Below are 21,437 nucleotides of genomic sequence, written 5' to 3'. Positions count from 1 at the left end.
GACGAAACGCGGTGACCCGGGGCGGTCAGCGTGGCGCGGCGAGGGGGAACGCGGCGCGCACGAGCAGCCCGCCCTCCGGGCGCGCGCGAAGGTGCAGCGATCCGCCGAGCGCGTCGACGATCGACGAGGCGATCGCGAGGCCGAGCCCCGTCCCGCTGGACCCCGTCGCGCTCGACTCACCCGCTTCCGCTCCGGGCGCGCCCCCTGCGTCGTCGCCGTGCGTGCGCTGCGCGCCGCGCTGGAACGGCTCCGCGAGGACGGCGACCACGGCCGGATCCAGCACCGCGCCGGTGTTCTCGACGATCAGCGCGCCGACGCCGCCGTCCACTCGCGTGCGCACCCACGCGGTGCCGCCCGGGACGTTGTGCACCACGGCGTTCTGCACGAGGTTCAGTGCGAGCTGGTTCAGCAGGGCCGCGTCGCCGCGCACCGTCGCGGGGTCCGCGCTGATCTCGAGAAGCACGCCGCGACGGTCGGCGAGGGGATGCAGGATCTCGACGGCCTCCTCGGCGGCGAGGGACAGGTCGACGTCCGCCGGGGCGGGCGGGCGCGCCTCGATCCGGGCGAGCAGCAGCAGGGCCTCGGTCAGCGCGATCGCGCGGTCGTTCGCGGCGTGCAGCCGGGCGAGCAGCTGCGGCACGTCCCGGTCCGGGTCCTCCTCGGCGACCTCGATCAGGGCGCGGGAGATGGACAGCGGGGTGCGCAGCTCGTGCGAGGCGTTGGCGGCGAAGCGGCGTTCGCGCTCGACGTCGGACTGGATCCGGTCGAGCATCGTGTCGAACACGTCGGCGAGCCGGCGGAACTCGTCCCCGGCCCCGCTCATCCGGATCCGGTGGTCGAGCGACCCCTGCGCGGCCAGGCGGGCCGCTTCCCCGATCCGGGTGAGCGGGCGCAGCATCCGTCCCGCGAGGAACCACCCGCCGACGAGGCCGATCAGGATCAGGACGATGAAGGCCAGGGTGAGGCGCGGAACGAAGGCGCGGATGATGTCGGTGCGCCCGGCCGTCCAGGTGAGGCCGCCGGAGTCCTCCTGGACGTAGATGTTGCCCTCGGGGATGTAGCGGAGCACGTACAGCGCCACGACGGCGAGCAGGACCGTGCCCGCGCCGATCACGAGCAGCGCATAGCTCAGCGTCAGTTTCAGCCGCACCGACAGTCCTTCGCGCCGCGGCGCCGCGGCCTCGCGACCCGGCGCCGCGCCGTGCTCGGGCGGGCGGGCGTCACTCATCCGCGTCCTCCCCCTCGGCGATCCGGTACCCGACGCCCGGCACGGTCCGGATCAGCCAGGGCTCGCCCAGGCGCTTGCGCAGCGCCGATACGGTGATCCGGACGGCGTTCGTGAACGGGTCGGCGTTCTCGTCCCAGGCGCGCTCGAGCAGCTCCTCGGCGCTGATCACCCCGCCGCCGGCGTCCATCAGGACCTCCAGGACGGCGAACTGCTTGCGGGTGAGGGCGACGTAGCGCCCGTCGCGGTACACCTCGCGCCGGAAGGCGTCCAGCCGCAGCCCGGCGAGCTCGCGCACGGGCGGCGCGGACCGGGGCGCCCGGCGGGCGAGGGCACGGATCCGCAGCACGAGCTCGCGCATCTCGAACGGCTTGGTCAGGTAGTCGTCGGCGCCGATCTCGAACCCGGTCGCCTTGTCGTCGAGGCGGTCGGCGGCGGTGAGCATGAGGATCGGCGTGCCCGCGCCGCTCTCGACGATGGCCTGCGCGACCTCGTCGCCGGAGGGGCCGGGGATGTCGCGGTCGAGCACCGCCACGTCGTACGCGTTCAGCCCGAGCAGCTCCAGTGCCGCGTCCCCGTCGCCGGCGACGTCGGAGGCGATGGCCTCGAGCCGCAGGCCGTCGCGGACGGCCCCGGCGAGATCCGGTTCGTCCTCCACGATCAGCACGCGCATGGGGGAAGCCTATTCACCCGCGCATATCGCGGGCGTATCGAAAACCGCATACGGCGGGGCAACAGGCGTCGCGATGGGCTGGTGCCCATGAACACGATCACCGAACACCGCCCGCCGGCTGCGGTCGTCCGCCGCGGCCCTTCCCGGGCGGTCCGACAGCGACGTGCGCTGGCCGTCGTGGTGGGCGTCGCGGCGATCGCCGCGGCCGGAGTCCTCGCCGTCACCGCGGTGCAGCAGGCCGGCTCCGCGAACGCCCTCGTCCAGGGCCCGACGGCGGGCACGGGGTCGGCGGGCACGGGGCCGGCGGCTGCGGAGGCGGACGGCCAGGCGGACGGGGGGATGCCGGATGCGTCCGACGGCTACATCGCGGACGGGGAGACGATCTCCCTGTACGACGGCGCGCCCGCGGTGTCGGGGCTGGACCCCGCACTGCGCGAGGCGCTGCTGGCGGCCGCCGCGGCGGCCTCGGACGACGGCGTGGAGCTCCGGGTCGCGAGCGGGTGGCGGTCGCCGCGGTACCAGTCGTGGCTGCTGGAGCGAGCCGTACAGCAGTACGGCTCGGCCGAGGAGGCGGGGCGCTGGGTGGGCACTCCCGAGACCTCGCTGCACGTGAAGGGGCAGGCCGTCGACATCGGCCCGTTCGACTCCTCCGACTGGCTCGACCGGAAGGGCGACGCGTTCGGGCTGTGCCGCACCTACGAGAACGAGACGTGGCACTTCGAGCTGTTCCCGGAGGCCGTGGACCAGGGCTGTCCGCAGATGTACGCGGACGCCGCCGAGGACCCGAGGATGCAGCGATGAGGGCGGGGAGCGCGGCCCCTCTGCGGGCATCCCTGGCGGTGTCGGCCGCCGGCACGGGGATCCGCGTCGAGCGCGCGCCGGGCGCACGCAGCCCCGGTCCGACGCTGCGGGTCGACGTCGGTGCCGTCGCGGCGAACGTGCGGACCATCGCCCGGCGGATCTCCGCGGCGGGCACGGGCGCCGAGATCATGGCGGTCGTCAAGGCCGACGGGTTCGGACACGGCATGGTGCCGGTCGCGCGCGCCGCGCTCGCGGCGGGCGCGACGTGGCTCGGCGTGACGGACGTCGCGGAGGGGACGGCGCTCCGGGTCGCCGGGATCGGTGCGCCGGTGCTCGCGTGGCTCCACCCGGCGGGGATCGACGTGGAGGCCGCGGCGGGCTCCCGGATCGACCTGGCGGTCGCATCCTCCGAGGAGCTCGCCGAGGTCGCTGCGGCCGCCGCGCGGCTGAGGCAACGGCGGCGCGGGCCGCTGCGTCCTCTCGCCGTCCATCTGCACGTGGACGCCGGCATGGCCAGAGGCGGGGCGCCGCGAGCGGATTGGCCTGCGCTGACCCGGCTCGCGGTGACGGCCGAGGGGCGCGGGCTCGTGCGGATCCGTGGGCTCATGGGGCACCTGTCCGACGCGGATCAGGCCGATCCGGAGCGCAACCGCCACGGGATCCGGGCCGTCGCGGCGGCGGAGCGGATGCTGCGGACGGCCGGCATCGTGCCCGCGCGCGTGCACCTGGGCGCGACCGCGGCGACCCTGACGGACCCCGCCACGCACCACGATCTCGTGCGGATCGGGGCGGGGCTTGTGGGGATCGATCCGGCCGAGGCGAACGCCGCGCATCCCGTCGCGCTCCGGGGAGCGTCCTGGCTGACCGCGCCCGTCGCGCACACCGCGACCGTGCCGGCGGGAACCCCCGTCGGCTACGGCGGGCGGCACACCACCGCGGGCTCCACGAACCTCGCCGTCCTCGGGGTCGGATACGCGGACGGCATCCCCCGCGGCCTCGCCCCGGAGGCGGCGGTCGCGATCGGGGGCGAACGGTTCCGCATCGTCGGTCGCGTGTCCATGGATCAGATCGTGGTCGACACCCGGGACCGGAGATTCCCCCGGGGGACCCTCGCGACGATCTGGGGACCGCGCGGAGGGGCGGCGCCGAGCATCCAGGACTGGGCGCGCTGGGCGGACACCATCCCGCACGAGATCGTGACCGGGATCGGTCCCCGCGTGCGCCGGTCCCTGGTGCACGAGACCGCGGACGGCCGCGCCGTCGAGAGCGGCAGCAGAGGAACGGGCAGCGAGGGAGCAGGGGCATGAGCGCGAGGATCGCGGTGATCGGCGGAGGCGCCAACGTCGAGCATGAGGTGTCGGCGGCGTCCGCCGCGGGGGTGGCGGATGCGCTGGAGCGGCGGGGATACGCCGTCGACCGGCTCACGATCGGTCGCGACGGGATCTGGCGGGGACCGGACCCGGCTCCGGCGGCGGCCGGCGAGACCGCGCACACCTCGGCGACGGCGTCGCTGGCGGCCGCGCTCGCCGTCATCGGGGCGGCGGACGCGGTGTTCCCCGCCGTGCACGGACCTCGTGGGGAGGACGGGGTGATCGCGGCGCTGGGCGCGCTGACGGGGGTCCCGGTGGTCGGCTCCGGGACGCTCGCCGGGGCGGTGGCGATGGACAAGGCGCTCTCCAAGACGGTCGCCCGCGCTGCGGGGCTCCGCACGGCGCCGGGATGCGTGGTGTCGGTGCGCGACCTCGACGCGCTGGGCTTCGAGGGAGAGGCCGCGGTGGTGAAGCCGGTGTCCTCGGGGTCCAGCCACGGCGTCTCCCTGGTCCGCGACGCGGCTCAGCTGGTGGAGGCGGTCGCCCTCGCCTGCGCCGTGGACGCCGGGAGCGGCCCGGGGCGGGCGCTGGTCGAGCCCGTGGTCCGCGGGCGGGAGATCGACGTCGCGGTCCTGCGGGAGGCCGACGGGACCCGGTGGGCGGCGCCGGCGCTGGAGATCCACGCCGCCGGGCTGTTCGACACCGCGACGAAGTACGACGGATCGGCGCGCTTCACCGTGCCCGCCGCGCTCAGCGCCGGCGAGGCCGCGGCGCTGAAGGCCGCCGCCCTCGCCGCCTTCGACGCGTTCGGCTGCCGGGGCCTGGCCCGCGTGGACTTCTTCCTCACCGAGGAGGGGCCGGTGTTCAACGAGATCAACACCATGCCGGGGCTCACCCCGGCCTCGCAGGCGCCGCGGATGTTCGCGGCGGCGGGCGTGGCGTACGACGAGCTGGTGCACCGCCTCGTCCAGGGGGCGCTCCGGTGCTGATCGCCCGCGGCACGGGGCGGCGGGAAGGGAGGCAGGGAGGAGCGGTGCAGGGAGAGGGGATGCGGGGACGCGTGCCCTGGGCCGACACGGCGAAGGGCGCGTCGATCGTGCTCGTCGTGCTGTGGCACGTCACGGCCAAACACGTCCTGCCGATGGACCTCGGCGCCGCTCAGCCGGTCGCCGAGGCGTGGAGCCGGATCGGGGCGCAGCTGCTGCCGCTGCGCATGCCGCTGTTCTTCCTCGTCTCCGGGATGTTCGCCGTCGGCGCCGTCGCCCGTCCGTGGCCGGTCCTGCTGCGCACGCGGATCCTCCGGTTCGCGGCACTGTACGCCGTCTGGCTGACGATCCAGACGGTCGTGATGCTCCCGATCGACGACTTCGGCACGGCGCATGCGCGTTCCCCGCTCGTCTTCCTCGCCCAGCTCACGATCAGCCCGACGAACCTCTGGTTCCTCTTCGCGCTGGCCGCGTACTTCCTGGTGGCCCGCCTCACCCGACGCATCCCGACGGCGCCGCTGCTGCTCGGCGCCGCGGTCGTGTCCGCGATCGCCGGCGCGAAGATCGTGGAGCCGGTCCTCTGGGTCGTCGGGATGCCCGGCGCGCCGGGGGAGGACAACCTCTGGCAGGTCTTCCAGAACCTGTTCTTCTTCCTGGCCGGGCTCCGTCTCCGGGAGGCGGTCGCGAAGGGCGCGGCGCGGGTGACGGTCCCCGGCGCCCTGATGCTCGCGGGTGGGTACGCGGCTGCGCTCGTCGTCTCCGCGGTCCTCGATCTGCGCCTCGTCCCCGGCGTCGCCCCGGCGGTGTCGATCGTCGCGGTGTCGTTCGGCGTGGCCGCCTCCGCCCTCGCTCCGCGGGTCGCACCCCGTCTCGCGGCGGGCGCTCAATGGCTCGGACGACGCACGCTGCCGATCTACGTGCTGCACATGCCGCTGCTCGCATATGCGGACGTGCTCCTGCGCGGCCCGGTCGCGGAGGCGGTCCGCGCACTCTCCGACTCAGGGGGCGGCGTCGCTCTCGCGGCTTCCTGGATGGCGGTCGGCGCCTGGCCCCTCGTGCTCACCGGGCTGCTCATCGCCGCATGCCTGCTGCTGCATGCAGCGCTCTGCCGTCTCGGGGCGGCGCGTCTGTTCGCCCCGATCCCGGATCGATCCGCCGTCCCCGACCCGGGGGTCAGGCGTAGAAGCCCTCGCGGAGGTTGATCCCGTGCTCGATCCAGGCCTTCATCGCCGCGAGCATGCCGGTCCAGCCCTCGCAGTTGCCGAACGCGCTCTTCGCGCCGTCGGCCGTGGGCGTCCAGGACTCCTCGGTGATCGTGACGAGCGTGCGGGTGTCGTCGTCGATCGGTGCGAACGTGAAGGTGGTGCGGGTGGTGCCGGCCTCGGTCGACCCGGCAGCCGCCTCCCACTCGATCACGATCCGCTCCGGGGCGACGGCCTCGACCACGGTGACGGGGAAGCGGCCGGGGAAGTCGGCGAAGTCCCAGGAGACCTCGGCGCCGGCCTCGAGGCGTCCGCGGGCGCCGGCGGTGGTGAAGTAGCGGGAGAGCTGCGCCGGATCGGCGACGGCCTCGTAGACCTCCGCCCGCGGCCGCGCGATCCGGCCGGAGACGGTGAAGGACAGGGCGCCGAGCGGGGCGGCGCCGGTGGTTTCGTTCTCAGACATGTTGTAAGATTACAACATGTCTGAGAGGGAGGGAAGCGCCGACGATCTCGTCTTCAAGGCGCTCGCGGCGCCCGTCCGCCGGGCCATGCTCGATGTGCTCAAGGCCGCGCCGTGCACCACCGGTGAGCTGTGCGCGCGCTTCCCCGAGCTCGACCGCACCACGGTGCTGCAGCACCTGCGGGTGCTGGAACGCGCCGAGCTCGTCGTCGGGGAGCGTCAGGGCCGGGAGCGGCGGCTGACGCTCGCGCCCCTGCCGATCAAGCGGATCCACGACCGCTGGATCGGCGAGTACGCGCGCGCCGCGGTGCAGCTCCTCGACGAGCTGGATCGCGGCTGAGCGGATCGGGTCCGCGCCGCGCGGCCCGCGCGGCCCCGGGCGGAGCGGGGCACGCGGCCCGGCCCGGCTCGCGGCGGCGTCCTCCGGCGAGGCCGTAGCCTGGGCGGGTGACCGGCTTCCCCTACGCGCGCCTGCGTCGCCTCCCCGACGTCGAGGCGCCGGAGCTGCGCGCGTGGGATGCGACGGACGAGCTGCTCGTTGCTCGCGCACGGGACGAGATCGCGCTGTCCCCGACGGGGATCCGGGGTGTGGAGGTCGTCGTCATCGGCGATGCGTACGGCGCCCTCACCCTGCCGCTCGTCGCGGACGGGCTCGCCGGGATCCGCGTGCACCAGGATCTCGTCACCGGGCGGCGGGCCCTCGTGCGCAACGCCGCGGAGCTCGGGGTCGACGGGTTCGTCCCGCACGAGCTCGGCGCCGACCTCCTCCGCGGGGCGCGGCTGATCCTGCTGCAGCTGCCCAAGGCGCTCGCGGAGCTGACCGAGATCGCCGACGCCGTCGCGCGCCACGCCGCCCCGGACGCGGTCCTCGTCGCGGGCGGGCGGGTGAAGCACATGACCGTCGCCCAGAACGAGGTGCTCGGCCGCTTCTTCCGCCGGGTGCAGCCGCAGCGCGCCGAGCGGAAGTCCCGGCTGGTCCTCGCGCACGAGCCGGTCCGGCCGGCGGGCGAGTCGCCGTTCCCCGTCCGCGCGACCCACGCCGACCCGACGCCCGGCCCGGCGGCGTCGTTCGTCCTGTGCGCGTTCGGCGGGGCCTTCGCGGGCGAGCGGCTGGACATCGGCACCCGGGCGCTGCTGGAGGCGGCGGACCGGCTCCCCTCGCCGCCCGTCGAGTCCGCCGCACCGTTCCGGGTGATCGATCTCGGCTGCGGCACGGGCGCGCTCGCCGCCTCCTATGCGCTCCGACACCGGTCCGCGGAGGTGATCGCGACCGATCGCTCCGCGGCCGCCGTCCGCTCCGCCGCGGCGACCATGGCGGCGAACGGAGTGGCCGAGCGGGTCCGGGTGACCCTCGACGACGCGGGATCGGACCTCCCGGACGCGAGTGCGGACCTGATCCTGCTCAACCCGCCGTTCCACCTCGGCGCCGGAGTGCACGAGGGCGCCGGGCGGCGGCTGATCGTCGCGGCGGGCCGGCTCGTGCGCCCGGGCGGCGAGGTGTGGACGGTCTTCAACTCGCACCTCGACCACCGTCGCGCGCTCGCCGCCGAGGTCGGGCCGACGGAGCAGGTCCGCCGCACGCCGAAGTTCACCGTGACCCGGTCCGTCCGGGTCTGACCGGCTCCCCCTCCCCGCCCATACCGCCCGATCTGCACACTCTGTCCCGATCTGCACAGGTTCTGGTGATCGCGGTGTGCGCATCGGGGTCGGATGTGCAGATCGGTCCACGTCCCGGGATCCGACACGCCGGGCGAAACCATGCCTCAACGGGGGAAAGCGCGGGGGTCGCCGAGGGGCGGATTTGCTCCGGATCAGCCATTTCGTTACGTTGGAATGTGGGCCAGCGAGCCCGAAGACCAGTCCGCGGCCGCGTCCTTCTTTCGAATCTGCTGTGCACGAAGAGGCGTGGGCGTAAGGTAGGCGATCTTTGCGCCGGATCCGAAATCCAGCGCCCGTGCCGTCCGTGCAGCGTTGTCGAAGCGGCCCCGTGATCACCACCCGGGCGTTACCGAAGTGGGTTCACCCCATCAGGTGAGCCAACGGGGGATACGTGTCCGAAACCGCTCTCGAAGCGCGCAATCTCTACAAGGTGTTCGGTCGGAACCCGCAGCAGGCGGTGAAGCGTCTGAAGGCCGGGGAGACCCGCGACGACGTGCTCGACGTCGGGACCGCCGCGGTCATCGATGCCAGCTTCACCGTCAACCGGGGCGAGATCTTCGTCATCATGGGTCTGTCGGGCTCCGGCAAGTCCACCATCATCCGCATGCTCAACGGCCTGCACGACGCGACGGCCGGATCCGTCACCATCGCGGGCGATCCGATCACCGGCATCCCGGCGAAGCGTCTGCGCGAGGTCCGCCGCGACCGGGTCTCGATGGTGTTCCAGCACTTCGCGCTCCTGCCGCACCGCACGGTCGCCGCGAACGTCGCGTACCCGCTGGAGCTCAAGGGCGTGGACAAGGCCGAGCGCCTCGCGAAGGCCGAGGAGATCCTGGCCCTCGTGGGGCTCGGCGGCTGGGGCGACAAGCTCCCGTCCGAGCTCTCCGGCGGGATGCAGCAGCGCGTGGGCATCGCCCGGGCGCTGGCGGCCGACACCGACATCCTGCTCATGGACGAGGCCTTCAGCGCCCTCGACCCGCTGATCCGCCGCGAGATGCAGGAGCAGCTGCTGGAGCTCCAGGAGAAGCTGCAGAAGACGATCGTCTTCATCACCCACGACCTCAACGAGGCCATGCTGCTGGGCGACCGGATCGCGGTCATGCGCGACGGCCGGATCGTGCAGATCGGCACCCCCGAGGACATCCTCACCGACCCCGCGAACGACTACGTCGAGCAGTTCGTGCAGGACGTGGACCGCGCGCGCGTCCTGACGGCCGGCAACGTCATGGAGCGGCCGCGCCCCGTCGTCTCCGAGACCGCGGGACCGCGCACCGCGCTGCGCCAGATGCGCGACGCGTACATGTCCGCCACCTACGTCGTCAGCCGGGACCGGCACCTGCTCGGGATCCTCACCGACCGCGACGCCGTCAAGCAGCTGCGCAAGGGCGAGAGCGACCTGCGCGCGATCCTCAAGCCGGTGCCGCAGAGCGTGAACCAGTCCGAGGTGCTGATGAACCTCTTCATCCCCGCGGTGGAGTCGCCGCTGCCGCTGGCCGTGGTGGACGACGACGACCGGCTCGTCGGGGTGATCCCGCGCGTCACGCTGCTCGCGGCGCTCGGCCCCGGCCCGGGCGCGACCGAGGAGATCACGATCCCGCTGCCGCCCATGCCGCAGGCCGAGATCGACGCCGTGCTGGGTGATGCGCCCGCGGCCGGCGCCGCCGAGCCGGAGGGGGTGCGCTGATGGACGGTTTCCGCATCCCGATCGGGAGCTGGGTCGAGGCGGCCGTGGACTGGATCCAGGTCAACCTCGGCGCCGTTCTCGACGTCATCTCCTTCGTCTTCGCCTTCCTCGTGGACGGCCTCACCGCGATCCTGCTCTCGGTGCAGTTCCCCGTCGTGATCGTGATCGCGGCCCTCCTGGCGTGGCTGGTCCGCTCGTGGCAGCTCGCCGTCGGCACGCTGCTGTCGTTCGTCCTCATCGTGGGGATGGGCGTGTGGGTGCCGGCCATGCAGACGCTGGCGCTCGTGCTCGTCGCGGCGCTGGTGGCCGTGGTCATCTCGATCCCGCTCGGGATCTGGTCCGCGCGCAGCGACACGGTGCGCGCGATCCTGAAGCCGGTCCTCGACTTCATGCAGACGATGCCGGCGATGGTGTACCTCATCCCCGCGATCGTCTTCTTCGGCATCGGCGTGGTGCCGGGGCTCGTCGCCACGGTGATCTTCGCCCTGCCGCCGGGCGTCCGGCTCACGGAGCTCGGCATCCGCGGGGTCGACGGCGAGACGGTCGAGGCCGGCCAGGCGTTCGGCGCGAAGCCGGGGCAGATCCTCGGCGGCATCCAGCTGCCGCTCGCGATGCCCACGATCATGGCGGGCGTGAACCAGGTCATCATGCTGGCGCTGTCGATGGCGGTCATCGCCGGGATGGCGGGCGCGGACGGCCTCGGGAAGCTCGTCGTCGAGGCGATCTCCACGATCAACATCCCCCGCGGCGTCGAGGCGGGCCTGGGCGTCGTGCTCATCGCCGTCTTCCTCGACCGGGTCACCGCGGCCCTGGGCACGACCGCCGGCAACCGCTCGTCCCTGCTGGGCGTCCTCGCCCGGCGCCGGGCCGAGCAGCGCCGCGCGGCGGCCGACGCGGAGGCCGCTCGCGGCTCGGCGGAGGCGGCGGCCGACGCCGAGCAGGCGATGGCCTCCCCCCGCCGCGGCGCGACCCTCTGACGCACCGATACCCCACCCATCACGTACTGACGCACCAAGACCCTGCAACCGAGTGAACGACATACGAAAAGGACGTCATCATGGCTAAGAAGAGGCACCTCACCGCACTGACCGCTCTCGCCGCCGCAGCGGCCCTCGCCCTCGCGGGCTGCGCGAGCGGAGGAACCGGCGGCACCGGCGGAGGCGGCGACACCGACGGCGCTCCCGGCGGGGACAAGGGCACGATCACGCTCGGGTTCCTGCCCTCCTGGACGGACGGCCTGAGCACCGCGTACCTGCTGAAGGACCAGCTCGAGAAGGTCGGCTACACCGTCGAGATGAAGACCCTGACCGAGGCCGGACCGCTCTACACGGGTCTCGCCCAGGGCGACGTCGACATCTACCCGTCGGCCTGGCCCGAGCTGACCCACAAGTCCTACATGGACAAGTACGGCAAGGACATCGAGGACCTCGGCGCCTACTACGACAACGCCAAGCTCACGATCGCGGTGCCGGAGTACTCGGAGCTGACCTCGATCGAGGACCTCAAGGGCAAGGCCGCGCAGTTCGACGGCAAGATCATCGGGATCGAGCCGGGCGCGGGCCTGACCAAGCAGACGCAGGAGTCGATGCTCCCGGAGTACGGCCTGGAGGGCGAGTACGAGCTCGTCACCTCGTCGACCGCCGCCATGCTCACGGAGCTGAAGAAGGCGACCGAGGCGCAGAAGGACATCGTCGTGACGCTGTGGCGTCCGTTCTGGGCGAACGACGCCTTCCCGGTGAAGGACCTCGAGGACCCGAAGGGCGCCATGGGCGACCCGGAGGCGCTGCACTTCCTCGCCACCAAGGGCTTCACGGAGAAGTTCCCCGAGGCCGCCGAGCTCATCGAGGGCATCACGCTCGACGACGAGCAGTACGGCGCCCTGGAGGATCTCGTGGTCAACCAGTACGACGAGGGCCAGGAGGCCGAGGCCGTGGCCGAGTGGGTGTCGAAGTACCCGGACGCCTTCCCGACCGAGATCGCGGAGTAATCCGCGCCGCCCCTCGTCGGGGTGAGATGAGGCCCCACGTTCCCTGTGGAACGTGGGGCCTCGTCCGTCCGTCGGTCAGTGGGACACCGGCGTCGGCGACGTGAGCGGCTCCTTCCTGGCCCACAGCTCGTTGAGGAGCAGGTTGAGCACGAAGGCCGCGATGCCGCCGGCCGCGATGCTGCTGGACAGGACGGGCTGCATCAGCTCGGGGAAGTTCGCGTAGAAGTCGGGGACGCCGACCGGGATCATCGCGAACGCGAAGGAGATCCCGACGATGAACATGTTCCGGGAGTTCGTCAGGTCGGATGCGGCGAGGATCTTCACGCCCACCGCGGCGATGGTGCCGAACATGACGACGGTGATGCCGCCGAGCACGGGCTTCGGCAGAGCCGCGGCCACCTGGCCGAGCGGCGCGACGAATCCGAACAGGATGAGGAACAGTCCGGCGAGCGCGACGACCCAGCGCGAGTACACCTTCGTCACCTGCGCGAGGCCGACGTTGTTGGCGAACGCGGTGAGGGAGAACGGCGAGAGCAGCGCGCCGACCGCGGTGCCGACGCCGTCCGCGAGCAGCGCCCGCGACACCTGCTTCGGCCCGGTCTTGCGGCCGACGATCTGTCCGACGGCGAGGACGTCGCCGGTCGACTCGACGAGGCAGACGAACTGGACGATGAGGATCGGGATGATCGCGCCGATGACGAACTCCGGCGGCCCGAACATGAGCGGTTGCGGAACCTGGACCGGAGAGACCTCGGCCACCGCGGAGAAGTCGACCCGTCCGAAGAGCGCGGCGATGATCGTGCCGAGGACGAGGGCGATGAGGATGGACAGCTGCTTCCACAGCCCCCGGCCGACCCGGTCGATCACGAGCACCAGGACCACGGCGATGATGCCGAGCAGGTAGCCGGTCGGGGACCCGAAGTCCGGGTCGTCCGGCTGCCCCGTGATCAGCGCCGCGGACTTCGGCATCAGCGAGATGCCGATGATCGCGATCACGGTTCCCGTGACGACGGGCGGGAAGAAGCGCAGCAGTTTGGCGAAGAACGGGGCGACGACGATCGTGACCAGCCCCGCGAGCATCGTCGCCCCGTACAGCGCCGGCAGTCCGTAGGCCTCCCCGATCATGATCCCCGGCCCGATCGCCGTGAACGACGCGCCCATCAGCAGGGGATACCGCACGCCGACCTTCCACACGCCGACCGTCTGCAGGATCGTCGCCAGGCCGGCGACGGTGAGGTTCGCGGCCACGAGCGTGGCGAGCTCGGCGTTCGTCAGCCCCAGGGCCAGCCCCACCACCAGCGGCGTCGTGATGAGACCGCCGTAGCAGATCAGCACGTGCTGCAGGGCGAAGGGGATCATGCGGGAGGCGGGCAGGACCTCGTCGACCGCATCGGTCTTCCTCTTCTTGCCTCTTCCCTTCGTCCTGCTCTTCTCGTCGATCTTGGTCTTCCTCATGGTTCCTCCACATCGAGTCATTCGAAAGCGAGCGCGGATGCGCGTGACCCGGAGCCGGGTCGTCGTGCGATTCAGTTGTGCGCCCACGGGTGCGGGGAGGACCGCGGACAAGGAAGGTTCAGGGGCCGGCGCGCAGGCTGGGCGTCACGCCGGGACGCGGTCGCGCGCGGTCGCGGCGAGCTGCGGGTGACGTTCGATCAGGTGCCGAGCGGCTTCGCCGGCCTCGGCGATCACCTGCTTCTCGTCCATGGTGTGGACGACGCCGTCGGAGTACACGACCTGGCCGCCGATCATCGTGAGCACGACGTCGGAGCCGCGCGAGGCGTACACCAGGGTGGAGACCGGATCGTGCACAGGCTGCTGGTGCGCTCCCGAGAGGTCCACCGCGACGACGTCGGCGAGCAGGCCCACGGCGAGCTCCCCGACCTCGTAGCCGGTGTAGGCCCCGCCGGACCGAGTCCCGTGCGCGAACGACTCGTGCGCGCGCAGGACCGTCGGATCGAGGGTCGCCAGCCGCTGGATGAAGATGGCCTGTTTCATGCACTCGAACGGATCCTGGCGATGTCCGCAGCTCGGTCCGTCCGTGCCGAGGGCGACCGGGATGCCTCGTTCGCGCATCTGTCCCAGCCGGATGGAGCCGGAGGCGAGATAGGCGTTCGACGTCGGATTGTGGGCGACGGACGCGCCGGATGCCGCGATGGCGTCGAGCTCGGCGTCATCCAGCCAGATCGCATGCGCCAGTGTCGCGCGTTCGTCCAGCAGGCCCTCGCGCGCGAGCCATTGCACCGGGCGGATGCCGTACTCCTCGAGGTAGGAGTCCGGGTCCTTCGAGCCTTCGGAGCAGTGCGTGTGCCAGCGGGTGCCGAGATCGCGCGCGAGCTGGACCGACGCCGCCATGAGGTCCTGGTCCAGGTAGCTGAGGTTCACCGGGCCCGGCCACACCTCCACGCGGGAGCCGGCGGGATGCACGGCGGCCGCCTCGCGCGTGATGGCCAGCTCGTCGGCCGTGTCGTAACGGTAGAGGGGCTCGGGCTGCCCCCGTCGGACGCCGATCGCGCTTCGGCGCCCGAGGATGCCGCGGGCGACGGCGCCGCGAAGCCCCGCATCGTGGATGGCGGAGGCCACCGCGAGCGTCGTGTCCAGGTCGGTCGGGGCGTAGTGGTTGTCGACGACGGTCGTGATGCCGGAGCGGATCGCCTCCAGCGCACCGAGCCGGGCGGCGGCCCGCGCGTCGGACGGGGTCATCGCGATGGCATACGGCCACATGAAGTCGCACAGCCACGGCCAGATCGACTGTCCCTCCCCGAGTCCTCGGGCGAGGGCCTGGAACAGGTGGTTGTGCCCGTCGACGAATCCCGGCATCAGTGCCGCGTCCGGAAGATCGATCGTCCGGGCGGCGCGCCAGTGGGCGAGCTCTTCGCGGGTGCCGACGGCGACGATGCGATCGGCGGTCACGGCGATCGCGGCGTCGGAGATCACGCGGCTCTCCGCGTCGGCCGGCACGAGCCACCCGGCTCGGATCAGGACATCACAGGGGGTCGTCACGGTCACGGAGGGCTCCTCGGTTTGCGATGTGACCTCGGTGTCACATTGCATGCAACTTACTCTCATGATGCGCGTTGTCAAGAGGTCATCCGGGCGAATGCCGCTTCAATTGGCCGCACTCCCGGAGGCGAATTACATGTAAACCCTTGACGCCTCGGAACGGGGGGGATAGATTCCCTGGCACCGGCGACGAGCGTCACGAGGTCGTGGCGCAGACCCGCCGGGCCCGTAGGTGCGTGCCGCGCGGCCGGGGACGACCCATTGCACGACGGATCGAGGAGACATCAATGATCATCGACACCCATGTCCATCCGACCAATCTGGTCGACGAGGCATGGCGCCACACCGGGACACCGTTCACCGGTGAGCGCGCCATCGAGATGATGGACGGCCCGTTCCTCATCAACGGCAAGCCGCGTCGCGTCGACGTCTCGTGCATCATGCCCCCTCCGGGGAACACGGCGTGGCGCGAGGGGAACAAGAGCGGACGCGAGGGGATCCGCGAGTACATGGCCTACGTGACCTCGCTCACCCAGCAGTACCCGGACCGCTTCGTCGGACAGTTCATCTACAACCCGCGATTCGGTCCCGAGAACGGCGCGGCCGAGCTCGAGTTCCACGTGAAGGAGTACGGGTACAAGATGCTCAAGCTCCACGCGAACATGCACTCGTATCGCCCGGATCGGGCGCTGGACTGGCTGCGGCCCGCCATGCGCAAGTGCGCGGAGCTCGGAGTGACCGTGCTGATCCACACCGGCGACGGCCCCTACTCGATCCCGACGCAGTTCTACCCGATCATCCGGGAGTTCCCCGAGGTGAACTTCATCATCGGCCACTTCGGCGTCCAGACCGGCGGGGTGTACTGCTTCGAGGCGTTCTGGATGATCCAGGACTCCCCGAACGTCTATGGGGAATCGGGCTGGCTGCTGCAGTCGCGCATCGTCGAGTTCGCCAAGGAGATGAAGAAGAGCCGGCTCGTGTTCGGGACGGACTCCCCGCCCAACGAGCCCGGCATGTGGGCGCGCGAGCTGGAGGTGCTGTGCCACCAGCCGCCGCAGGGGCTCAACACCTCGGAGGACGACCTCGAGGGCTACCTGGGCAACAACATGGCGAAGCTGCTCGGTCTCCAGCCGACGCCCCCGCCCAAGGACGTCGCCGAGGCGGAGGCCTACCTTCGCGGTGACGTCCCCCAGGCGTCCGCGGACAACCGTCACGCGGACCACTACCGCGGCTACACGCCTGACTCCTGGGCGGACGACTCGTCCCCCGCGGAGATCGAGGCGCGCGCGGGGGCGCTGGTGTAGCCCGGCCGGAAGGCGAGGGGGCCGTGCCCGCCGGGCGGGCCCCCTCGTGGCCGGCGGTCGAGTCCGCCGGTATCGTCATCGAGGGGAAGGGACGACACATGTCGAGAGAAGCTCTGGCGACGATGCGACCGCTGGTCGAGCGGGATCACCTCACGGAGCGCACGTACGAGGCCATCCGGGCCGCCGTGCTCTCCGGAGACCTCCCCCCGGGGACCCCGCTCAGCGTCCCGGAGCTCGCTCGGCGGCTGGAGGTGAGCCGCAGCCCCGTCCGGGAGGCGGTTCAGCGGCTGGTCCACGAGCACCTCGCCACCGCCGTCACCCACAGCGGGGCGGTCGTGAGTCGCATGGACGGCGAGGAGCTGCGGAGCCTGTACGTGGTGCGCGAGATGCTGGAGGGGCTCGCGGCCCGGCTGGCGACGGAGGTCACGGATCAGGCCGGGCTGGACGCGCTCGCCGACATCCTGTCCGAGCACGAGAGCCTGTTCGAGGCGGAGGACGGCGGCGACACGGGGGCGCGTCACATCGAGCTCGACACCCGCTTCCACCGCGCGATCCGCGACCTCGCGGGCAACCATCACCTCAGCGGGATCCTGGAGTCCATCGTCGACCGGTCGCATTCGGCGATGCACACCCTGTGGGGCGGTGACGAGCAGGCGCGGATCGCCCTCGACGAGCACCGGCGGATCGTGGCGGCGATCCGTTCCGGAGACCCCGCGGCGGCCGAGGAGGCGGCGCGGGATCACATCGTGAAGCTGGGTATCCGCCTTCGGCGCACGTCCGCCCCCTAGTCAATCTGCATGCAATCTGGCGGCCTGAGGCGCCGCCTGCCTTTGTCGCGCCTTCAAGACGCCGAAATACTTGGGGTTGACCGGGTAAGAATTACATGCAATATTCGTCACACGTCCCGCACTCAACGCCGAGAGAGGAGAAGCCGTGGCACAGTCGACCCGACGTCTCATCGTCGCCATGACCGGCGCCAGCGCGCCCCACCTGGGCATCCACCTCCTGGAGGCGTTGCGCGACCTCGGGACCGTGGAGACCCACCTGGTGATCTCCGCCGCCGCCCACCGGACCATCGAGATCGAGACCGGGCGTCGTCCGGCCGAGGTCGCCGCCCTCGCGGACGTCGTGCACTCACGCGGGGACATCGCCGCCACGATCGCGTCCGGATCGTTCCCGACGCTCGGCATGGTCGTGGTGCCCTGCTCGATGAAGACGCTCGCGGGCATCGCCCACGGCTTCTCCTCCGACCTGATCACCCGCGCCGCGGACGTGGTCCTCAAGGAACGCCGCCCCCTCGTCCTTGTGGCACGGGAGACTCCGCTCAGCCTCGTGCATCTGCGCAACATGGTGGCCGTGACGGAGGCGGGGGCCGTCGTCCTTCCGCCCATGCCGGCCTTCTATCAGCGGCCCCGAGGCATCGAGGACATTCTCGCGCACCTCACCGGGAAGGTCCTGGATCAGTTCGGGATCGCGCACGACCTCTTCCCTCGCTGGGCGGGCGTCCCCGCCAGCACCGAACGCCCCGCCAGCACCGAACGCCCCGCCTCCGCCGAACAAGGAGCCCTCGTATGACCGTCACCGCCGTCCGCGCGACCTCGAGGGCGCAGGATGCGCACGCATTCCTCGACGCCTACTGTGCGGCCCATCCGGAGGACGTGATAGACCTCGACGCCGAGGTGTCCGCGTCCGAGGGGGTCACCGGCCTCATCTACCAGCTCGCCGCCGAGCGCCGCGACCCGTTGCTGCGGTGCCGGAACGTCGCCGGCCTCGACGTCCCCGTGGTCAGCAACGTCTTCGCCTCCCGCGCGCGCATCGCGCGCATGCTCGGCGTCGGTCCCGCGCAGCTCCACGAGGAGTACCACCGTCGGGCCAGCCGCCCGATCCCGCCGGTCGTCGTGGACGAGGGTCCCGTGCTCGACATCGTCGAGTCCGGCGCGGAGGTGGATCTCGCATCGGTGCCGATGCTCACCCACTTCGCCTCGGATCGCGCCCCGTACATCACCAGCGGCATCATCGTCGCCGAGGACCCGGAGACCGGCGTCGGGAACATGAGCTACCACCGCTCGATGGTGCACTCCCGCACCGAGCTCGCGACGAGCCTGCACTCCCGCGGAGATCTGTGGCGGATGCTCCGCCGGTACGCCGACCGCGGTGAGGCCATGCCCGTGGCCATGGTGATCGGAGGCCATCCCCTCTTCATGCTGGCGGCGTCCTCCCGGATCGGGTACGACGAGGACGAGCGCGATGTCGCGGGCGGGCTGATGGGCGAGCCGCTCGAAGTGGTGCGCACCCCGGTGCACGGCATCAAGGTCCCCGCGTGGGCGGAGCTCGTGCTGGAGGGAACCATCTCCGCCGACGCGCACGCGGACGAAGGGCCGTTCGGGGAGTTCTCGGGCTACTCCTCGAACCGCTCGACCAACAACGTCCTGCACGTCGACGCCATCCTCCGGCGCCGGGACGCGATGCTCATCGACGTCGTCGGCGGTAACACCGCCGAGCACCTCAACCTCGCCCGCATCCCCCGCGAAGCCGAGATGGCGCACAAGCTCATCGCACGGTTCCCGGACGTGGTGGCGTTGCACTACCCGACCTCCGGCACCCATTTCCATTGCTATGTGGCGTTGCGCCCGCAGCGTCCCGGTGCGGCCAGGCAGGTGATGCTCGGCCTGCTCGGGTGGGATCCGTACGTGAAGACGGTGGTGGCGGTCGACGCGGACGTGGACGTCACGGATGACTCCGAGGTGCTGTGGGCGCTCGCCACCCATTTCCAGCCCCACCGCGACCTCTTCCTCGTCGACGGCCTGCCCGGCTCTCCGCTGGATCCGTCGTCCGGCGCCGACGGCACCACCTCGCGACTCGCGCTCGATGCGACGCGCGGCCCGGACTTCCACGGCGAACGCATCGTCGTCTCCGATGCCGCCCGCGCCGACGCCAGCGTCCTGCTCGACAGCGTGAAGAAAGGAACACCATGAACATCGACATGAGCATCCCGAAGGTCCCGCGCGGCGGATCGGAGAACGCGAGGATCCCCGTCACCGTGCTCACCGGATTCCTGGGATCGGGCAAGACCACCCTCGTCAACCACGTGCTCACGGCCGAGCACGGCCAGCGGATCGCGGTCATCGAGAACGAGTTCGGCGATGTGCCCATCGACAACGCGCTGGTGATCGGCGGGGACGAGAAGATCATCGAGATGAGCAACGGCTGCTGCCTGTGCTGCACCGCGCGCACCGACCTCATCGACATCCTGAACACCCTGCGGGATCGTGCGGATCAGTTCGATCGCATCGTCATCGAGACCAGCGGCATGGCCGATCCGAATCCCGTGGCGCAGACCTTCTTCGTCGACGACGACATCGCCGCGCACTTCCGTCTCGACGCCATCGTGACCCTCGTCGACGCGAAGCACATCGAGCAGCACCTGGACGAGGTGCACACGGACGGCGTGGGCAACCAGGCCAGCGACCAGATCGCCTTCGCGGACCGGATCGTGATCAACAAGATCGACCTCGTCACGGCCGAGGACATCGAGCGGATCGAGGCCCGGCTCCGGACGATCAACCAGACCGCGGGGATCCTCACCTCGCGGCACGGACGTGTGGACCTCGAGAAGATCCTCGGCATCGCCGCCTTCAACCGCAACGCCCGCACCGTGGGAGAACAGGACTGGCTGCACGACGACGCGCACACGCACGAGCCCACGCTGTCCTCGGAGTCGATCACCGTCGACGGGGAGATCCGGCTCGATGCGCTGCGCGCCTGGCTGGACGCCCATGTCGCGGAGCACGGGGACGATCTCTACCGGCTGAAGGGGATCCTGCGGGTGGCCGGTGCCGATCTGCCTCACGTGGTGCAGGGGATCCACCAGCTCTACGACGTGCTCCCCGTGGACCTGCCCCACCCGGAGCGCAGCACCCTGGTGTTCATCGGGCGGAACCTCGACCGTGCCGCCCTCGACGCCGGACTGAGCGCCTGTCGAGCGGAGGGCGCGGTGCTGGTCGGGTGAGCCGATGACCGCCGGCGTCGCCGAGCGCATGCCGTCGGTCCGCGGCATGCGCTCGGCGGAGCGCGCGTTCGAGATCCTCGAACGGCTGGCCGACGCCGGCGGAGAGCTGGCGATCAGTGAGATCGCCGACGTCAGCGGGTTGCCGCTCGCCACGGCACACCGTCTCCTGCGGGCGCTCGTCGACGCCGGGTGCGTGCGTCAGGTCGCGCATCGCCGATATGCGCTGGGGGCGCGCCTCGCCGTTCTCGGGGACGCCGCGAACGGATCCCTCGCCCGGCGGGCGCGATCCGTGTTGCGGACCCTCGTGAGCGAGCTCGAGGAGAGCGCCTCGCTCGCGGTCCTGGACGGCGACCGGATGATCCACCTCCTACAGGTGTCTTCTCCGCACCCCATGAGGATGGACGCCGAGGTCGGACGCCGGCACGACCTGCGCGAAAGCGCCGCCGGACTGGTGATCCTCGCCCACCTGGACCGTGAGCAGTGCGCGCGAATCCTGCGGCACGAGGCTCTGCGGCACGAGGCGCTGCGGCACGGGGTCCTGCGGCACGAGGCGCGGGGGTGCGGGGTGCCGGAGCACGCGGTTCCGGAGCGCGCGGTTCCGGAGCACGAGGTTCCGGAGCACGAGGCTCGGGGCGCCTCGGGGGCTCCGCGCGGCGAGCTCGGCCTGCTCCTGGAGCTTGCCGCGATCCGCCGCCACGGCGTCGCGGTGCGTGGCGGGGGCTCCGAGGTGGGCGCGCGCTGCATCGCCGTTCCCGTGCCCCGGCGACGCATCGGGGATCCTGCGGCCGGCGTGAGCGTGGGCTCGGATCTGTCGGCCGCCGTGTGCGTCGCCGGGCCGTCCAGCCGCGTGGGGGAGTCGTTCGTCGCGCGGGCCGTCCCGCTGATGCGCGCGGCCGCACGGGAGATCGCGGACAGCACCTTCCCCTGAGGCGCGCAGGCGTCTCGTCTCGGTGCTTCGCTCCTCGCTCAACGACCGGGGGTGCGGCGCGGCTCTTCGGTCGTTGAGCGAGCGGAGCGAGTCGAAACGTGGTGACCCGGGGCTGTGAGCCGTTTCGTCTCGGTGCTTCGCTTCTCGCTCAACGACCGGGGGCGGCGCGGCTCTTCGGTCGTTGAGCGAGCGGAGCGAGTCGAAACGTG

Annotated in this window: 20 protein-coding genes; 15 read left to right on the top strand and 5 right to left on the bottom strand. The window is 71.7% G+C overall.

Going from position 1 to position 21,437, the window contains the following annotated elements; translation table 11 throughout:
- Positions 1-25 precede the first annotated feature (25 nt).
- Together K8F61_RS12800 and K8F61_RS12795 are read right to left on the bottom strand one after the other, a co-directional pair.
- Positions 26-1,228, bottom strand: a complete 1,203-nt coding sequence (locus K8F61_RS12800; RefSeq protein ID WP_231819387.1) for a sensor histidine kinase — start codon at positions 1,226-1,228, stop codon at positions 26-28.
- Entirely contained in the window at positions 1,221-1,898 is a 678-nt protein-coding gene (locus K8F61_RS12795; RefSeq protein WP_219086081.1) for a response regulator transcription factor, read from the bottom strand. The genes K8F61_RS12800 and K8F61_RS12795 overlap by 8 nt, the downstream gene beginning before the upstream one ends.
- Positions 1,899-1,985: 87 nt before the next feature.
- Here K8F61_RS12795 and K8F61_RS12790 point away from each other — a divergent pair, with 87 nt between their 5' ends.
- The 4 genes from K8F61_RS12790 to K8F61_RS12775 all read left to right on the top strand — a co-directional run bounded on the left by K8F61_RS12790 (position 1,986) and on the right by K8F61_RS12775 (position 6,197).
- Positions 1,986-2,699 carry a M15 family metallopeptidase gene (locus tag K8F61_RS12790; RefSeq protein ID WP_231819386.1) on the top strand — a complete coding sequence of 238 codons (714 nt, stop codon included), beginning with the start codon at positions 1,986-1,988 and terminating at the stop codon, positions 2,697-2,699.
- Positions 2,696-4,006 carry an alanine racemase gene (gene alr / locus K8F61_RS12785; protein WP_231819385.1) on the top strand — a complete coding sequence of 437 codons (1,311 nt, stop codon included), beginning with the start codon at positions 2,696-2,698 and terminating at the stop codon, positions 4,004-4,006. Before K8F61_RS12790 ends, alr begins: the two co-directional genes overlap by 4 nt.
- Positions 4,003-4,998, top strand: coding sequence for an ATP-grasp domain-containing protein (locus K8F61_RS12780; protein ID WP_067248491.1), 996 nt, complete (start codon positions 4,003-4,005; stop codon positions 4,996-4,998). Before alr ends, K8F61_RS12780 begins: the two co-directional genes overlap by 4 nt.
- 71 nt (positions 4,999-5,069) lie before the next feature.
- Positions 5,070-6,197 carry an acyltransferase family protein gene (locus tag K8F61_RS12775; protein ID WP_231819384.1) on the top strand — a complete coding sequence of 376 codons (1,128 nt, stop codon included), beginning with the start codon at positions 5,070-5,072 and terminating at the stop codon, positions 6,195-6,197.
- On the opposite strand, the gene K8F61_RS12770 is transcribed toward K8F61_RS12775, so the two are convergent.
- Entirely contained in the window at positions 6,169-6,660 is a 492-nt protein-coding gene (locus K8F61_RS12770; RefSeq protein ID WP_231819383.1) for an SRPBCC domain-containing protein, read from the bottom strand. The two genes, K8F61_RS12775 and K8F61_RS12770, sit on opposite strands and share 29 nt — an antisense overlap.
- Before the next feature lie 16 nt (positions 6,661-6,676).
- On the opposite strand from K8F61_RS12770, the gene K8F61_RS12765 reads away from it, so the two are divergent.
- From K8F61_RS12765 to K8F61_RS12745, 5 genes are all read left to right on the top strand, one after another.
- Entirely contained in the window at positions 6,677-6,997 is a 321-nt protein-coding gene (locus K8F61_RS12765; RefSeq protein WP_067248505.1) for an ArsR/SmtB family transcription factor, read from the top strand.
- 107 nt (positions 6,998-7,104) lie between these two features.
- A complete protein-coding gene (locus tag K8F61_RS12760) occupies positions 7,105-8,274 on the top strand; it encodes a class I SAM-dependent methyltransferase (protein WP_231819382.1) in 1,170 nt (389 codons plus the stop codon).
- Between the two features lie 433 nt (positions 8,275-8,707).
- Positions 8,708-10,000 (top strand): quaternary amine ABC transporter ATP-binding protein, encoded by a 1,293-nt coding sequence (locus K8F61_RS12755; RefSeq protein ID WP_219086075.1) that lies wholly within the window; start codon positions 8,708-8,710, stop codon positions 9,998-10,000.
- Positions 10,000-10,977, top strand: coding sequence for an ABC transporter permease (locus K8F61_RS12750; RefSeq protein WP_231819381.1), 978 nt, complete (start codon positions 10,000-10,002; stop codon positions 10,975-10,977). The genes K8F61_RS12755 and K8F61_RS12750 overlap by 1 nt, the downstream gene beginning before the upstream one ends.
- An 80-nt stretch (positions 10,978-11,057) precedes the next feature.
- Positions 11,058-11,987: a glycine betaine ABC transporter substrate-binding protein gene (locus K8F61_RS12745; RefSeq protein ID WP_219086073.1), complete on the top strand. Its 930-nt coding sequence runs from the start codon at positions 11,058-11,060 to the stop codon at positions 11,985-11,987.
- Positions 11,988-12,062: 75 nt separating this feature from the next.
- Here K8F61_RS12745 and K8F61_RS12740 read toward each other — a convergent pair whose 3' ends face one another.
- Together K8F61_RS12740 and K8F61_RS12735 are read right to left on the bottom strand one after the other, a co-directional pair.
- Positions 12,063-13,442: a uracil-xanthine permease family protein gene (locus K8F61_RS12740; protein ID WP_231819380.1), complete on the bottom strand. Its 1,380-nt coding sequence runs from the start codon at positions 13,440-13,442 to the stop codon at positions 12,063-12,065.
- Positions 13,443-13,586: 144 nt separating this feature from the next.
- A complete protein-coding gene (locus tag K8F61_RS12735; protein ID WP_231819379.1) occupies positions 13,587-14,993 on the bottom strand; it encodes an amidohydrolase family protein in 1,407 nt (468 codons plus the stop codon).
- Between the two features lie 281 nt (positions 14,994-15,274).
- On the opposite strand from K8F61_RS12735, the gene K8F61_RS12730 reads away from it, so the two are divergent.
- The 6 genes from K8F61_RS12730 to K8F61_RS12705 all read left to right on the top strand — a co-directional run bounded on the left by K8F61_RS12730 (position 15,275) and on the right by K8F61_RS12705 (position 21,228).
- Complete coding sequence (locus tag K8F61_RS12730) at positions 15,275-16,291, top strand: amidohydrolase family protein (protein WP_231819378.1); 1,017 nt, start codon at positions 15,275-15,277, stop codon at positions 16,289-16,291.
- Positions 16,292-16,389: 98 nt separating this feature from the next.
- Complete coding sequence (locus K8F61_RS12725) at positions 16,390-17,079, top strand: GntR family transcriptional regulator (RefSeq protein WP_231819377.1); 690 nt, start codon at positions 16,390-16,392, stop codon at positions 17,077-17,079.
- Between the two features lie 145 nt (positions 17,080-17,224).
- The gene (locus tag K8F61_RS12720; protein ID WP_269456625.1) at positions 17,225-17,866 is read left to right on the top strand and encodes a UbiX family flavin prenyltransferase; all 642 of its coding nucleotides are present in this window, start codon (positions 17,225-17,227) and stop codon (positions 17,864-17,866) included.
- Positions 17,863-19,266 carry a UbiD family decarboxylase gene (locus K8F61_RS12715; protein WP_231819376.1) on the top strand — a complete coding sequence of 468 codons (1,404 nt, stop codon included), beginning with the start codon at positions 17,863-17,865 and terminating at the stop codon, positions 19,264-19,266. Before K8F61_RS12720 ends, K8F61_RS12715 begins: the two co-directional genes overlap by 4 nt.
- Complete coding sequence (locus K8F61_RS12710) at positions 19,263-20,300, top strand: CobW family GTP-binding protein (protein WP_231819375.1); 1,038 nt, start codon at positions 19,263-19,265, stop codon at positions 20,298-20,300. The genes K8F61_RS12715 and K8F61_RS12710 overlap by 4 nt, the downstream gene beginning before the upstream one ends.
- Before the next feature lie 4 nt (positions 20,301-20,304).
- Positions 20,305-21,228 (top strand): IclR family transcriptional regulator, encoded by a 924-nt coding sequence (locus tag K8F61_RS12705; RefSeq protein WP_231819374.1) that lies wholly within the window; start codon positions 20,305-20,307, stop codon positions 21,226-21,228.
- Positions 21,229-21,437: the final 209 nt, after the last annotated feature.

The organism is Microbacterium resistens (assembly GCF_021172025.1).
Taxonomy (GTDB): Bacteria; Actinomycetota; Actinomycetes; order Actinomycetales; family Microbacteriaceae; genus Microbacterium; species Microbacterium resistens.
The sequence above is the reverse complement of the archived record's forward strand: the minus strand, read 5'-3'. Positions and strand labels throughout refer to the sequence as shown.